The 14087-nt window shown below is 63.7% G+C and carries 9 protein-coding genes; 5 read left to right on the top strand and 4 right to left on the bottom strand.

What is annotated here, in order from left to right; genetic code table 11:
• Positions 1–45 precede the first annotated feature (45 nt).
• Entirely contained in the window at positions 46–678 is a 633-nt protein-coding gene (gene upp / locus ACFOW7_RS03060) for a uracil phosphoribosyltransferase (RefSeq protein WP_378160888.1), read from the bottom strand.
• A gap of 100 nt (positions 679–778) precedes the next feature.
• On the opposite strand from upp, the gene ACFOW7_RS03055 reads away from it, so the two are divergent.
• Both ACFOW7_RS03055 and ACFOW7_RS03050 read left to right on the top strand, forming a co-directional pair.
• The gene (locus ACFOW7_RS03055; RefSeq protein WP_378160886.1) at positions 779–1663 is read left to right on the top strand and encodes a hypothetical protein; all 885 of its coding nucleotides are present in this window, start codon (positions 779–781) and stop codon (positions 1661–1663) included.
• Positions 1664–2093: 430 nt separating this feature from the next.
• Complete coding sequence (locus tag ACFOW7_RS03050) at positions 2094–2453, top strand: hypothetical protein (RefSeq protein WP_378160884.1); 360 nt, start codon at positions 2094–2096, stop codon at positions 2451–2453.
• A gap of 62 nt (positions 2454–2515) precedes the next feature.
• Here the strand turns inward: ACFOW7_RS03050 and ACFOW7_RS03045 are convergent, their stop codons facing one another.
• The 3 genes from ACFOW7_RS03045 to ACFOW7_RS03035 form a co-directional block, all read right to left on the bottom strand.
• Positions 2516–4405, bottom strand: a complete 1890-nt coding sequence (locus tag ACFOW7_RS03045) for a reverse transcriptase family protein (RefSeq protein WP_378160881.1) — start codon at positions 4403–4405, stop codon at positions 2516–2518.
• A gap of 345 nt (positions 4406–4750) precedes the next feature.
• Positions 4751–6421, bottom strand: a complete 1671-nt coding sequence (locus ACFOW7_RS03040; RefSeq protein WP_378160878.1) for an SWIM zinc finger family protein — start codon at positions 6419–6421, stop codon at positions 4751–4753.
• Positions 6421–9510 (bottom strand): hypothetical protein, encoded by a 3090-nt coding sequence (locus ACFOW7_RS03035; RefSeq protein WP_378160876.1) that lies wholly within the window; start codon positions 9508–9510, stop codon positions 6421–6423. Before ACFOW7_RS03035 ends, ACFOW7_RS03040 begins: the two co-directional genes overlap by 1 nt.
• A 173-nt stretch (positions 9511–9683) precedes the next feature.
• On the opposite strand from ACFOW7_RS03035, the gene ACFOW7_RS03030 reads away from it, so the two are divergent.
• The 3 genes from ACFOW7_RS03030 to ACFOW7_RS03020 all read left to right on the top strand — a co-directional run bounded on the left by ACFOW7_RS03030 (position 9684) and on the right by ACFOW7_RS03020 (position 13693).
• Positions 9684–11255, top strand: coding sequence for an ABC transporter substrate-binding protein (locus ACFOW7_RS03030; protein WP_378160874.1), 1572 nt, complete (start codon positions 9684–9686; stop codon positions 11253–11255).
• A gap of 442 nt (positions 11256–11697) precedes the next feature.
• The gene (locus tag ACFOW7_RS03025; protein WP_378160872.1) at positions 11698–12873 is read left to right on the top strand and encodes a hypothetical protein; all 1176 of its coding nucleotides are present in this window, start codon (positions 11698–11700) and stop codon (positions 12871–12873) included.
• Between the two features lie 46 nt (positions 12874–12919).
• On the top strand, positions 12920–13693 hold the full coding sequence (locus ACFOW7_RS03020; RefSeq protein ID WP_378160870.1) for a ferritin-like domain-containing protein: 774 nt from the start codon (positions 12920–12922) through the stop codon (positions 13691–13693).
• Positions 13694–14087 lie beyond the last annotated feature (394 nt).

Here is a 14087-nt window from a genome sequence, read left to right as displayed (position 1 = left end):
CTCTCCTCCTCAATGGCGCCGGCTGTATGCGTCGGCGTCCGTGGTTCAACCGTGCTTGGTGCCGAACAGCTTGTCACCCGCGTCGCCAAGACCCGGGATGATATAGCCGTGTTCATTGAGATGGCTGTCGATGGCGGCGGTGTAGATATCCACCTCGGGATGGACCGCCTGCAAGGCCGCGATGCCCTCGGGCGCGCAGACCAGGGTCAGCGCCTTGATCGAGCGGCAGCCGGCGCGCTTGAGCATATCGACCGTGGCAATCATCGAGCCGCCGGTGGCCAGCATCGGATCGACGATCAGCGCCTGACGCTCATCGAGCTGACCGACGAATTTCTCGAAATACGGCTCAGGTTGCAGCGTCTCTTCGTTGCGCGACAGCCCCACTACACTGATCCGTGCGCTCGGGATCAGATCGAGCACCCCGTCCATCATGCCAAGGCCGGCGCGCAGAATCGGTACGATGCTGATCTTCTTGCCCTTGATCTGCTGGATTTCCACCGGACCGCTCCAGCAGTCGATGGTGACGTTTTCCAGCGGCAGATCCTGGCAAGCCTCATAGGCCAGCAGGCGTCCCAGCTCGGCGGTGAGCTGGCGGAATTTGGCGGTGCTGATGCCCGCTTCACGCAACAGACCGATCTTGTGGCGGACCAGGGGATGCCTGATTTCATGTACAGCCATACGAACTCCTCGAAAATGGGCCACAACGCTTGTGATTCGCGTCGTGGCACGGGAAAATCACGGGTTTGCCGCCCACCACTTCTGTGTTCCGGAAAACCCCATGTTACTTGCGTTGAAAATCGATGTCGGAAGCTGTCTCGCCACCCGCGACGGGCTGCCTCGGCTGGTCGAGGTGCTGCAACGCCATGGTTGCGGCGCGACGTTTTCCCTGTCGCTGGGCCAGGATCGAAGCGGCCGTGCCTGGCTGACGGGACGCGATCCGGCCGGCCGTTTCGGTCTACAGGGTTTTGCTAGCCGAGGCTGGGGCAATTGGCTGCCCGCGCCCGAGATCGGCGTGCGCGGCTTTGAGGTACTGCGGGCCGCCCACAACGCCGGTTTCGAAATGATTCTGCAAGGCTGGGACCGCTATCGCTGGCTGCGCGACATCGGCCAGGCCGATCAATCCCGGATCGCCAGCGAGTACGACACCGCCCGCCGTCGCTTTGCCCAGCTGTTCGGCGCCGCGCCGGCCGCCCACGCCGCCCCCGATTGCCGGGCCGGCCGCAGCCTGTTCCGGCTCGATCAGCGTTATGGACTGTCGTATGCCAGCCACTGTCGGGGTCGCCATCCGTTCTGGCCGGTGGTCGATGGCGAACCGGTGCGCTGCCCGCAACTGCCGGTCACCCTGCCCTCGCTGCTCGAACTGCTCCAGAGCGGCGCCCAGCCCGATGCGGCGGCTGAACGGCTGATCCATCTGAGTGCCAGTCCCGAGCCACACGGCCATGTCTATAACGGCGACGCAGCCGTCGATGGCGGCCGCTATCTGGCCCAGTTCGACCGGATGCTGAGTGGCTGGCGCGAGCGCGGCTATAAGCTGGTCGATCTGGCCACCTTGCGCCGGCAGCTCAATCTGGCGGTGCTGCCCTACCACAGCATAGACGTCCGCCCCGATGGCAGCCGTCTGCCGCCGCAATACTGGCAGGGCGAAGCCTTCCCCAGCCTGTAGACCTGTTCGCTTTACAGTCAACCATGCAGTAAATAGCCGCTGTCGCAGCAGGCTTTACACGGCGGAGCGGCAAAAGCCGTCTCCGCCATGTTTCCGCTTCTTGAGCCGGTTAACCGCTCAGGCGGACGGCGTGGCGAGCAGGATTTCATCAGTCGGTAATCTGCTGGACACTTTCAGAAGCGGCGTTATTCGACCGTCTGGCGGCAAACTGATGTGAATAGTCTTTGCCGAGCTTGCCCTTAATAGGCTTCGCAGATTTTATTCTAAAATAGACATTTCCAGCACCAGATCTGGCATACGTTTTTCAGAAAATTTTCCAAAAACAACCTCATCCAATCTCCATGGTGCCCGCAGAATTACCAAGGCACTTCCAGGCCCGTGGCATGTTCTCTGCATTGTCTGTCTTGTGATCAGACAGGAGATCGCAGTCATGAATACCGAACAAGGCACCTCTGCCACACATGCCCTCCCCACCCCGATGCCCGAGGGCTTTCCCGAACTGTTCCGGGCCCGTCTGGCCACGCTGGTCAGCCATCACGATATCTCCGACGGGGTATTTCGCCGTCTGTATTTCGATCTGGTGATCTGCCCGCAGATCAAGGCCGCGCTACAGGAACATGGGATCGCCAGCGTATTCCGCGACCCGGATTTCGACTGGAAGCGCCATCTCGACGACCGTCTGGCCCAACGCTGGCGCGAATGCCGCGCCGGCTGCGACGAGGAGGGTTGCTTTACCGACACCCTGCGTCTGCTGGCCGGCTTTCGCATCCTGGCCGAACGGCTTCACTGAACCCCGACGGGTCGAGCCTCGACGGATAGGCACCCTGCCCCTGCCCTTATTGCCCGGCCCGCTCAAGCCAAGGTCCACAGCCAGCGGCACAGCAGAAACATCAGCGCAAAGCCGATCCAGCTGGCCCGCCGCCGCCGCAGCGACCACGACAGCAGAATCAGCGCCCCGATCGGCAGAAACAGGTTTCTGCTCAACAGTCCCAGCACCACCATCAGCACAAACTGCAAGGCGATGACCAGATAATGGCCGGTCGAGATTTCCGCCACCTCGTGCAGAGGCGGCTCGGTCTCTTCGAGCAGCACGGTCTCGGCTTCCGAGGCCGAATCGGCCTCGGATTGCGCCGGCGAGGCAGTCGGCGTAGCGGACGGGTCAGCTTGGGCCGCAGTTCGGGCGGCGATCTTTTCTTCCTTGAGCTGCTGAGCGGTCTTCTCCTGTTGCGGCGCGGCGGTCTCCGCCGGCCGCCAGACCTGGCCTGGCGGCTGTCGACCGGCAGCGCTGGCCTCGCGGAACAATTGGCGGTATCGGCTGCCGGTCGTGGTCGGGGCCGTGGCATAACGCGCCCGCAGCGCAGCGGTACGTTCACACAGCGGCTGGCCCTTGGCCGGGTCGACCATCCGGATAAAGCGGGCATAGCCTTCTAACGCTGCAATCACATCGGCACTGCCCTGCCAGTGCTTGCCGACCGGGCCGTCCTTTTCCACCTGATGGAGCGTGGCGCGGAAACGCCGCAGCGTTTCACGGCAGATCGACGGTTTACGGTTGACCACGATGCCCGTCACTTCCTGCCGTGCCGCGGCACGCATGATGCGCTGCTTGTCCGGATGAAGCACAAACCCTTCTTCCGCCACGATGCGCCTGACCTGCCACAACAGCCGGCTCAGTTGCGCGGCGGCTTCCTGGTCGGCCGAAAAGGTCATATCGTCGGCATAGCGGGTGTAGCGAAAACCCAGCCGGGTCGCCAGGGCACTCAGTCGGCGATCAAGCCGGCGGCAGAGCAGATTGGTCAGCGCAGGACTGGTCGGCGCCCCTTGCGGCAGGCAACGCGGGCCGGTCTGGACGTGGTAGCGGATACCGTCGAGTTCGACTTCGTCGCAGGGCGTCTCGGTGCAGAGCAGACCAAGCAGCGTGGCGATCTGCCGCGAATAGCCCAGTGACTGGAATAGACCGCGCACGCGCGGGTATTCGATCGAGGGGAAGAAATCCTTGAGGTCGAAATTGACCACCACCGCCCGACCGACGTGTGGGATGGCGTTACCGACGATGGAGCGGCCCGGCACAAAGCCGTGGGCAGCATCGTGGACCGCCTGGCTTGCCAGCAGCCGGTCGAGCACCCAGTACTGGACACGCTTGAGCCGGGGCATGGGCGCCGAGATCAGACGCACGCCACCGGTCTTTTTCGGGATGCCGAAGCGTCGGTAGTGACTGATGCGCGACACGGCGCGGTGATAGGCCAAAAAGCGCAATTCGGCCAGGGTGAGGCCCATGGCGCCGGCCAGCGTCAGCGGGGAATCGAAATCGGGCAGGCCGTTGCGGGCCAGTCGCACCGGGTCGCTGCGCTGATCGTTGAGCGCACTGGAGACACCGGCGCCCAGATAGAGCATCTCGCGCCCGCGCCGCTCCTGCCAGGCCAGTGCCCGTTCATAGCGCTGCCGGGCATGCTGGCGGCGGGTTTCCTCGCGCCGGGCCAGTGCCGCGTCCATCCGTTCACGCCGCATGGCTTTCAGGGCGGCCTCGGGGTCTTCGACGCGGGACAGTTCGCGCTGGAGGGTATAGAGCTCCTGGATCAACTCGGTTTCACGCCCGATCAGTTCGGCGGCCCGACCTTCTTCGGGCGAAGCCTGATCGACCGGCCAGAAGCCCAGTCGGCGCATTTCTTCAAGGACCACGGAATCTTTGCTGCCGGCGCGGATACGCGCCAACACCGCATCGCGGCTGGAGGGGGCGTCGCTCATGGTGGCGCAACGCCGGAACGGCTAGACAGGGGAAGCGAGCGACGGGGTTCTCATCGAAGAGCCTTGTAGACTGGACGGCTCCACTCGACGCCGGGGCGTCACCTAGCGCGCATGGGCTTGGAACAAGCCACACCGTCATGCGCGCTAGGTGACAGCCCCGGCACAGTGAAGAGTCGGCCAGTGACGCGTGGGACAGCTATAAGCAAGGACGGCGATCCACCGTCCGGGTTGCAAGAGCCACCCCGTCGCTCGCGGACCCGAGTCTAGCAGACCCGGCGATTTCTCCTCAATCGATTAAATTCGGTTCGACATTCCGGTCCGGCCGAGGCGCGGACCGGTCCTCATTCAGCCGTTGGCAGCCTCTGCCACCGTCTTTTGCAGCCGGGTCCGCCGCTGTGCCAGCAGCCGAGCCGCCAGCATATGGGCACATGGACCGCGATAGAGCCGGTGGCGGATAAAGTCGTCGCACTGGCACTCCGCCTCGACCAGACGCTCGTCGCCGTCGATCACCAGCCGCACGCGATAGGAACGCCTGTCCTTGACCTCGGCCGCAATCACCTGACCACCGTTGCTGTCGCTCAGCGTGAGTCCGCTCACCGCACCGCCCGCCACCAGCTCGCTGGCCGCCGCTTCCCGTTCATTGGCAAAGCGCAGCCGATCGAGCGGCAGCGGTTCGCGCGACAATTCGCGCAGCCGGTAGACCCGGTCGCCCAGGTCGTACACGACCCGCCCTGCTTCGGCAAACAGCAGCAGACAAGACTCCGCCAGCACCGGATCGAGCCCCGCTTCGGCCCCGAGCTGCTGCGGCGTCATACGCCAGTGCCGCGCCAAGGTGGCGTAGACCTGCTCGCGCGTGGCCGCGTCGGCGTGCTGACGTGGCCCAAACAGATCGAACTGGCCGGAGCGCGACCAATCGTTGGCGGTCCAGCCCGACAAGCCCAGGGTAAAGCGCAGATCGCTGCCTTCGACCATCCAAAAGCTCGGCAGGCCGGTTCCCAGCAGATGGACCTCGACCCGCTCAGCCAGCGGAATCAGCCGCTCCAGGGTCAACAGCCGGCGGCGGCCCCAGATGCGTATGGTTTCCGGCTCAGCGGCATCATGGCTCGAACGCGGACAGACCACCTCAGTCCCCCATGGCTCGAACACCGCCTTGACCGGCCGTCCTGGCTCAAGCACGAAACGGATCGAGCGCGGCCCGACCTTTTCCTTGCGCCGCCGCAACAGCAGACAGAAGTTGTGCAGGTCCATCGGATGCAGACTCAGCCGCCGCCCCGGCTGGGCCATCGCCGCGCTGACTTGCAGAAAACCGCGCACCCAGCTGTCGGGCACATCGATCTTGTGTTCGACAAAGCCCGGATCGTCGCCGGTCTGCACCGCAAAGCCGCCCGGCTCGATGGCCAGACGGGTGGTCTTGTAGTCGCGGATTTTCTGGAATTCGTCGTACAGCGCCGCCGAGTAATCGATATTGGTGGTACCGCAGGAAAAGTCGCCCAGACGCGAGAACACCTCATGGCTGCAACTCAGGCTGCCGTAGGTCGATTCGTCGCGGCTGAAACATTCGAAGAACACCCGGTCCGGATGCACGGTAATCACCGGGTCGAGCACGATCCAGAGCGAACGATCGCTCTGATACAGATGCTCGAAGTATTGCCGCCGCGCGCGCCAGAACGGGTCGAGCAGCGCCTGCTTCTGCTGCTGCACCGCTTCCAGCTCGGCCTTGACCGTAGCGGCCCGGCCGCGCAATTCGCCGCTGCGCGCCATGAATTGCGCCAGCAGCACACCTTCCTGACTGCGCAGCCAAGCTTGATACTCGCTGGTATCGCGGGTCCGGGTACGCAGATCGGACACCACCACCGAATGTAGCGCCGAGATGGCTTCGCGAAACGGCAGATGGCGGCCGATATCGGCGACGAAGTGGACAGGCTTGCGCAAGGTATCGGGCGCAAACGAGATTGCCGTCGTGGCGCTGTCGTCGACCACCCGGCTCTCGCCGTAATAACGGTAGTGAAACTGCATCAAGCCTCTCCCTGACGGACGGTGGGCGTATGGATGGTCAAGGCCGTGGCCAGCTCGGGATAGCGACGCCGGATCGCATAAAGCCCCGCCACATACTGCGCCCGGTCGGTCAGCGCCACCGTGACGGCCAGCCGCTCGAACAGCGCCGCGACTTCGCGGGCGGCGGCTTCGGAAGCGGCAGCCCGTGCGCCCAGAAACTCGAACAGCGCCGTTTTGGCGGCGCGGCCACGGTTGACCTGCGACAGCACGGTCAGGAAATACGGCCGCAGGCGCGCCAGCTCGGCCGCCTGGTCGCCGACGCTGCGCTGCAGCCAGTCGGCGACGAAACCCTGAATCCGCAGCGAGGGATGCTGCGCCAGCGCCAGCAGACACTGGCTGTTCTGTCCAGCCGCCAGTCGCGCTGCCAACAGCTCGCAGCCCAACTGCTGCACATCCCCATAAGCGTGGTCGCACAGCGCGATCAACTGCTCGGGTGTCCAGACCGCCGCCTCGACCCGCTCACGCAACAAGGTCAACACCGCAGCCCGGCTGTCGTCCCAACGGCTGTCCAGCACCGGCAACAGGTCAACCAGGCCGATCTCGGCAAAGTGCTCGGTCAGGATCGTCACAGCACGCTGGCGAATCGCCAGGGTTTCATGGCGGGCCAGTCTGGCCCATTGGGCGGCGGACAGGTCGCCATCGGCGCGTCCTGCCAACAGCCATGCCCCCAGACGCTGCGCCCCACGGCTGCGCGATTCAAGCAGCCGCAGCGTCAGATCGAGCGGCTGAGTCCGCAGCGGTTCGGCCAGCGAACCGGTCAGCGCGCTGTACAGGTCGTCGTGCAGGTCAGGCGAGGACTCGGTGCGGAACAATCCATCGAGCAGCCTGGGCAACAGCGTGGCGCAGAAGCCTGCATCGTGCCCCGCCAGACGCCCGGCCACCTGCAAGGCCGCCTGCCGCGCCAAACGATGGGGCGACAGGCAGAACCGTGCGATCAGCTCGGCCTGGGTAAACAGCACCGGTTCGGGCAGTGCGCCAAGCAGTCGGATGCCCGCCGCCACCAGGCGCTCGTCCTCGCTGTCGAGCAGCGCGTGGTAGCGCGTGGTGGGCAGATCCTGCGGCGCTTGCGGGTAGAGCAGCAGCCACTCGACCGCCAGACAGCGCACGGCCACACAGGGATGGTCGAGCAAGGCCAGCAGACGCTGGCGCTCGACTTGGCTCGCAGCGGTGCGAAACGGCTGAGTCAGCGCCCAGGTGAGTTCAGGGGCGATCTCATCGAGCGACTCGGTAAACGGGTCGGCGGCTTCAAGCCAGTCCAGCAGCGCAGCTAGCACCGCCTCGGCCACGCCGGCTACCGCAGTCGCCGCCTGAGCCAGTAGCCTTGCCTGGCGGCGGACTTCGGCCAGACGGGCTGTCAACGCTGCCGTGACCAGGCGGGAGCTTGCCGCATGGCTGGCCGGATCGGCGGCCAGGAGTTCCAGTCCCGCACGGGCAATCGCCTCATGGCGGCTGCCCAGCAGCAGGGCCAGCCAGTCCTCGCGCCGCTCGGCGCCAGCAGCGATCCGTTCGCTCAACTGGCGATGGGCAAAGTTGGCGGTCACGGCAAATGGACTATTAAGCAGACGGCGCCATAGCTGGTCGTCCAGCCGGGCGCAGTAGAGCGGCTGGTCGGCCAGGGCGCGTACCGCAAAACCCTGCACCCACTCCGAGTGGCTCTCCAGCGCCAGCCGCAGCAGCAGGTCGGGCCGGCGGTTCCACTGCTCGGGCAGCGATTCAACCCGCTGTTCCCGCTCGGCCGTCAGCTTGTCGAGCGCCCAACTGCGCAGACCATGGCGTGATAAGTGAACCGGGCCACCGGGCCGGTAGAGCAGACGATTGAACAGCACCGCCTCGCTATGGCGGTGGTAGTGGCGCTGCACCGCAGTCCACCGTCGGCCCTCCTGCACATAGAAGGTGCGCAGAAACGGCGGCTCGCCATCCCGGTCGTCGTAACGCAGCAGGACCGCAAAGGCCAGCAGGGCAAATTCGGGGCTGCCAGCTTCGCCAAGCCGGCGCAGCAGACGCCAGCCACGGCGGATCAGATAGTTGCGGGTATCGACCGAATAGGCGAGCCGGCTGTCCGGGCGGCTCAGTTCTTTTTCCGGACGGACCCAGCGGCCATCGAGATAGAGTCCCTGGTCGCTGCGAAAACGGCCGGACGTCTGCTCGAAGCGTCGTTGCAGCAAGGACCAGATTTCCGCATCGCCCCGCAATTCAGCGGCTTTGTACAGCCGACGCAGGGTACGGAAATAGCCGGCTTCCAGTGGCATTCGGGCGATTTCGCGTTGCAGCAGCGGACGGATGGCGGGATCGATACGGGCGACCTGATCGAGTTGTTCCAGCCAGTCGGCATAGGAAAAATTTTTCCAGGTCGAGGGGGCGTCGATGACGGGATACAGCCGCGCCGGCTCGCCCGCGCGCCAGGCTTCGCGCAATACGGCCGGCCAGTCGGCGATCAAGCGGGCGGCCAGCACCTCACGCTCGCTCGTCTCAGCGAGCTCCAGCCAGGCCAGCCGGGCCATCCGCCGCACCATCTCATCGGCCGAGCGACGCGATAGTTCGTCCAGCGCGACCTTGGCCCCAGGGTCGCCACAACGGCCGCAGGCCCAGGCAATCGAATAGTCGAGCAGGGCCTCGCCTGTCCCCAGCAACTCGACAAGACGCGGGACAGCGGCCGCAAGCCGTAATTCACCCAGACGCCAGGCAGTACGCGAGCGGCGCAGCGGACTCAGCAGACGCCAGTTTTCGGCCTCAAGCCTTGCCAGCAAGGTGGCACGCTGACCGGCGGGGAGTTCAAACGGTGGTGTATCGACAGGAGGCACCATACTGACCACCCCCAGAAAGCCATCGTCGAGCAGAGCCGCCACGGCCTGCCGATGCCGCTCGCAGGCAGCTTCCCAGGCAAGCGCAGTGCTGTGTTTGCGCAGCGTCCGCCACTGGTTGCCATCATGCTGTCGCAGCACCACCCAATAAGCGCCAGCACTGGCTTCCAGCGCGACTTGGGCCTGCTGTGGCGCCGGACCGGGCCGGTAGAGCTCAACCGTCATCGCGGCCGTGTCGTTCGCGTTCACCCTTGCATCCCCTGCGTCGCTGGTTGTGATAGGTCGGGGCCGATTATAGAAGCGGGCATAGCCATTGCCTATTGCAATAGTTCTTTATTCAAGCTGATCTATTCTTAGACAGTTCCCCGAACAGGCCGATACGCTCTATAACCCTGCGTTCTTCTGCAACGGATACCCACTCTATGCGTTTGTCCACCCTTTTGCTGCTCGCTTTCGCCCTGCCCGCGGTCGCCAAGCCGCTGGTGGTCTGCACCGATGCCGATCCCGATGGCTTTGATCCGGCCCAATCGGCCAATAATGCCACCCATGGTGCTTCGGCCTCGAAGATCTATAACACCCTAATCGATTACGAACCCGGCCCGTTCAAGTTCAACCCGGCGCTGGCCGAACGCTGGACCATCTCCGACGATGGCCGCCTCTACACCTTCCATCTGCGGCGTGGCGTCAAGTTCCATACCACCGACTGGTTCAAACCCAGCCGCGATTTCAACGCCGACGACGTGCTGTTCACCCTGCAACGTCAGCTTGACCCCAAACACCCCGGCGCCCGTGGCGCCCCAGGCGGTTTTCCGTATGCCCTGAGCGGCGAATGGAACAATCTGTTCAAGCGGGTCGAGAAAGTCGACGACTACACGATCCGGCTCGAACTGCACCGGCCGTTCGCGCCGCTGCTCGAGCGTTTCGCCCATCCGGCGCTCTCCATCGTCTCGGCCGAATACGCCAGCCAACTCGAACGTGCCAATACCCCGCTGGCGATTTCCTCCCAGCCGGTCGGCACCGGCCCCTATCTGCTGAAGAAGTACGACAAGGGCCAGGCGATCCGCTATGAAGCGCACCCCAACTATTTCCGTGGCCGTCTGGCCATTGAACGGCTGGTGCTGGTGCCGGTCAGCGATGCATCGGTGCGGGTGCAGAAGCTGCTCGCCGGCGAGTGCCAATTGACCGATGCGATCAAGCCGCAGGATTTGCCGCGGGTCGAGAACCATCCCAAGCTGAGCACCACGCCGCAGCGCAGTCAGGCGTCGAGCTTCCTGTTCTTCAATGTCAGCAAGAAGCCGTTCGACGATAAGCGGGTGCGGCAAGCGCTCAATCTGGCGCTCGATCGCGAAGCCATCGTCAAGACTGTGTACGATCAGCGCGCCGAAGTCGGCAGCACGCCCTATTCGCCACGCAGCCTGTGGGGGGTGGAGAAAGTCGCCGCGACCAGCCAGGATCTGGTTCGCGCCAAAAAACTGCTGGCCGAGGCAGGCTACCCCAACGGCACCGAAGTCGAGCTGTGGGTGCGGCCGGGCGGCTCGGGCACCAATCCGAATTTCAAGCTGACTGCCGAGCTGATCCAGGCTGACTGGGCCAAGATCGGCGTCAAGACCACGCTGCGGGTGATCGACTGGACCGAGCTGGTCAAGCGCGCCCGCGCCGGCGAGCCGCCGTCGATGCTGTCGGGCTGGTCGGGAGCGCTTGATCCCGATGGCTTCTACAGCAGCCTCGCCTCATGCGATGCCACCCGTAACGGCTACAACTTCGCTCAATACTGCAATAACAGGCTCGACGCCGAACTCGACGCCGGCCGCCTCGCCACCACCGAGGCCGCCCGTACCCGGCGCTATCTCAATGTACAGAACCTTCTGCTCGACGAGCTGCCTTTCGCCACCCTCGCCTACCCGACCCAGACCGTGGTGTTCGACCGCGATCTCAAGGGGGTCGAGGCCACGGTCAACGACAGCTACAAGGTCGAACGGCTGAGCTGGCGCTAAGGCAGTGAGGGCTACGGATGGGTTTCCTACCCATCCGCTTCAAGCTGGCGTCCAATTCGACCAGGCTCATCAGACGGTCAAGACCGCAGGCAGTGACCTGCTGTAGCGTGGATACTTCGTGGATCACCGCTGTTGGGGAGGAGAATTCTGTAGAAGGCACAGCTGATCAACAAAAGTGCCAAATACCCGCAAGATGGGAGGCCAGAAAGAGAAAAATATAAAATATTTTTACATTTCCTTGAGCTCCTTCTACCCATCCTCGTCCTCCGCCCAAGCAGGCATCTCTCCCACCTCACGACGTCTTTTTTACATTCCGACGCTGACGCATTTTCAACAGAGCCGTGACTCGATGCAGATTTTCTCTAATTGAGGCGCTCAGTCATCCAGGACTCCGGTTTGCTGCGTAGAAACACTCGATTCCCGACGCAGCAAAGGAGACGTCATGACCAGTCTTTCCCATCTGTTCGACGCCAAGGGCTGTCCGCTCGACCAGCAACGCTTTACCTGGCGCGATCTCGTACAGAACCCGATCAGCAAACTCGATGACGATGCCTTTACCCGGGTCCGCATCATTCTGATGAATGGCCTGGAACTCGATGCCCTGCGGCTCAAGCATCTGATCGCCCGTTTCAACCGTGAGCTGCGCGTGCCGCTGGCACAGATCCGGCGGGTGGAACAACACCAGGCCACGCTGATCAACGGCCTGCTCGGCCCCGATCACTCGCCGCTGGAAACCACCATTGCCTACGAGCAGGTGGCCATCGAAGTGACGGCGGCCGTGGCGCAGAACGAGCCCGATCCGTATCAGGCCCAGGCGTACCGCTTTGGTCTGCTTGAGGATTTCGACCATCTGTACCGCTACTCGGCCCTGCTCGACCGGCTCGAAGGCAAGGACGCCAACAATATCACCCAGGGCTACACCGATATCGTGCCGGGCCGCCCCACCCCCGATGAGCACCGTGCCCCGGAAGACGATGTCCGGCGCTCCTACGACCGCCACAATGCGGCGCTGATTACCCGGCTCCATGCCACCATGATCACGGCGGCCGAGTATCAGACCCATGACTACTACATGAATGTCGGTCCGCTGTTTGCCGACCCGATTGCCCGCCAGCTCTATGCCGAGATCGCCTCGATCGAAGAGCAGCACGTCACCCAGTACAGCTCCTTGCAGGACCCGGAAGAGAGTTATCTGGAAAAGTGGCTGATCCACGAAGCCACCGAGGTCTACAACTATTTCTCCTGCGTCGAGCAGGAGAGCAATCCGCGCATCAAGGCGCTCTGGGAGCGCTTTCTCGACTACGAACTGGGTCATCTGCACTTTGTCGGCGAACTGTTCAAGCAGTACGAGCGCCGTGACCCGGCCGAGCTGCTGGCCGATCAGTTGCCGCGCTCCATTCCCTTTACCAGTCAGCGCGAATTCGTCCGCAGCGTACTCGATGCCGAAGTGGGGATGCGTGCCACCGGTACTGAGTTCGTCGGCCAGGAAGCCGAGTCCGAGGTGTCACTGGCCTATCGCCGTGCCATGAACGCCCAGGGTTCGCCGTCGCGCATCGTGGCCGAAGGCTACCGCTTCACCCCAGGCACCGAACTCAACCGCGACGTCACCCCAGTCTGAAAACGTGGACTGGCCGGTTTCCCCTTATCGAGAGAGGTCTATCACCATGCAGAACACCCCTTCCATCGGACTCAACCGTACCGGCTTTCAAATGTCGCCCTTCGATACCGAGGAGCTGCTCGAAGCCGCCGAAGAACGCTCGCCCACGCCCGATACCGCCGCCCTGGGCCTCGATGCCCAGCGGCAGAACTATATTGCCGACGCGGGCATCGTCGGCTCGGTACCTATGCCGGGCTCCCTCAAGGGCGCGATCAATATGACCGTGTCCAAACTGAGCGGCAAACACCCCGAGATGCTGATCGACAAACTGGGCGAACGACTGGCTTTCGAGCGCAGCGGTACCCGGCTGTACGACGCGCTGATCGCCAAATATCAGGCAGCCATCGCCACAGCCGGCGAAGAACCGCTACGCAACGAGCTGGGCGCCATTCCCGGCAGCGATCTGCCGGAAATGCCACTCGATACCCTGCAACGCATCCGCTCGGAGGAATTGCAGCACTTCAAACTGCTGTCCGATGCCATGGAAAAACTTGGCGCCGACCCCACCGCCCAGACCCCATGCGCCGATATCAGCGCCGTGTCTTCGCTTGGGGTGATGCAAGTCCTCACCGACCCACGCACCAATCTGCCGCAGTGCCTCAACGCCATCCTGACTGCCGAGATGACCGACAACGCCGGCTGGGAACTGCTCGCTGATCTGACCGAACAGGCCGGCCACCCCGATATGGCCGCTCAGTTCCGCCAGGCACTTCATCAGGAACAGCAACACCTCGCCATCATCAAGAACTGGCTGTCGAAGCTGGTGCTGGCAGCAGCCTGAGGCTGAATCAATGCCGTCTGCGCTGTAACGGACGGCTGGCGGGAGGAAGCGGTGGGGGCGATCAGCCTCACGCCGTTTTCCTCCCGATCTTATTGCTGCCTCTCCCTTACCCCCGCTCTCTCGCCACCTTCGCGCCCCGGCCTGCCGGAACCTGCTTGGGCACTGATGGCGCTTACCTGGCAGCGGGACCGGAACCTGGCCCGGATGCTGGGGAAGCGCATGCTTTCCGGCTCCTCGTCCATCACTCTGAGTCAAGCCATTTTCCCTGGCGTCCTGCTTTGGCAGTGACCGCATACCCTTCTCTTGTGCTTGGGCTATGGCCTTGGAGAGCATGGAGCGGCTTGCCAAGATCGGATACTAAATATTTTATAAACAAATCATAGGTCGCCATATT

The organism is Chitinimonas lacunae (assembly GCF_042650885.1).
GTDB classification, from domain to species: domain Bacteria; phylum Pseudomonadota; class Gammaproteobacteria; order Burkholderiales; family Chitinimonadaceae; genus Chitinimonas_A; species Chitinimonas_A lacunae.
The sequence above is the reverse complement of the archived record's forward strand: the minus strand, read 5'-3'. Positions and strand labels throughout refer to the sequence as shown.

Bases quoted from the DNA above. Each gene is read 5' to 3' on its own strand.
- upp (WP_378160888.1), bottom strand. From the start codon at position 678: ATGGCTGTACATGAAATCAGGCATCCCCTGGTCCGCCACAAGATCGGT.
- ACFOW7_RS03055 (WP_378160886.1), top strand. From the start codon at position 779: ATGTTACTTGCGTTGAAAATCGATGTCGGAAGCTGTCTCGCCACCCGC.
- ACFOW7_RS03050 (WP_378160884.1), top strand. From the start codon at position 2,094: ATGAATACCGAACAAGGCACCTCTGCCACACATGCCCTCCCCACCCCG.
- ACFOW7_RS03045 (WP_378160881.1), bottom strand. From the start codon at position 4,405: ATGAGCGACGCCCCCTCCAGCCGCGATGCGGTGTTGGCGCGTATCCGC.
- ACFOW7_RS03040 (WP_378160878.1), bottom strand. From the start codon at position 6,421: ATGCAGTTTCACTACCGTTATTACGGCGAGAGCCGGGTGGTCGACGAC.
- ACFOW7_RS03030 (WP_378160874.1), top strand. From the start codon at position 9,684: ATGCGTTTGTCCACCCTTTTGCTGCTCGCTTTCGCCCTGCCCGCGGTC.
- ACFOW7_RS03025 (WP_378160872.1), top strand. From the start codon at position 11,698: ATGACCAGTCTTTCCCATCTGTTCGACGCCAAGGGCTGTCCGCTCGAC.
- ACFOW7_RS03020 (WP_378160870.1), top strand. From the start codon at position 12,920: ATGCAGAACACCCCTTCCATCGGACTCAACCGTACCGGCTTTCAAATG.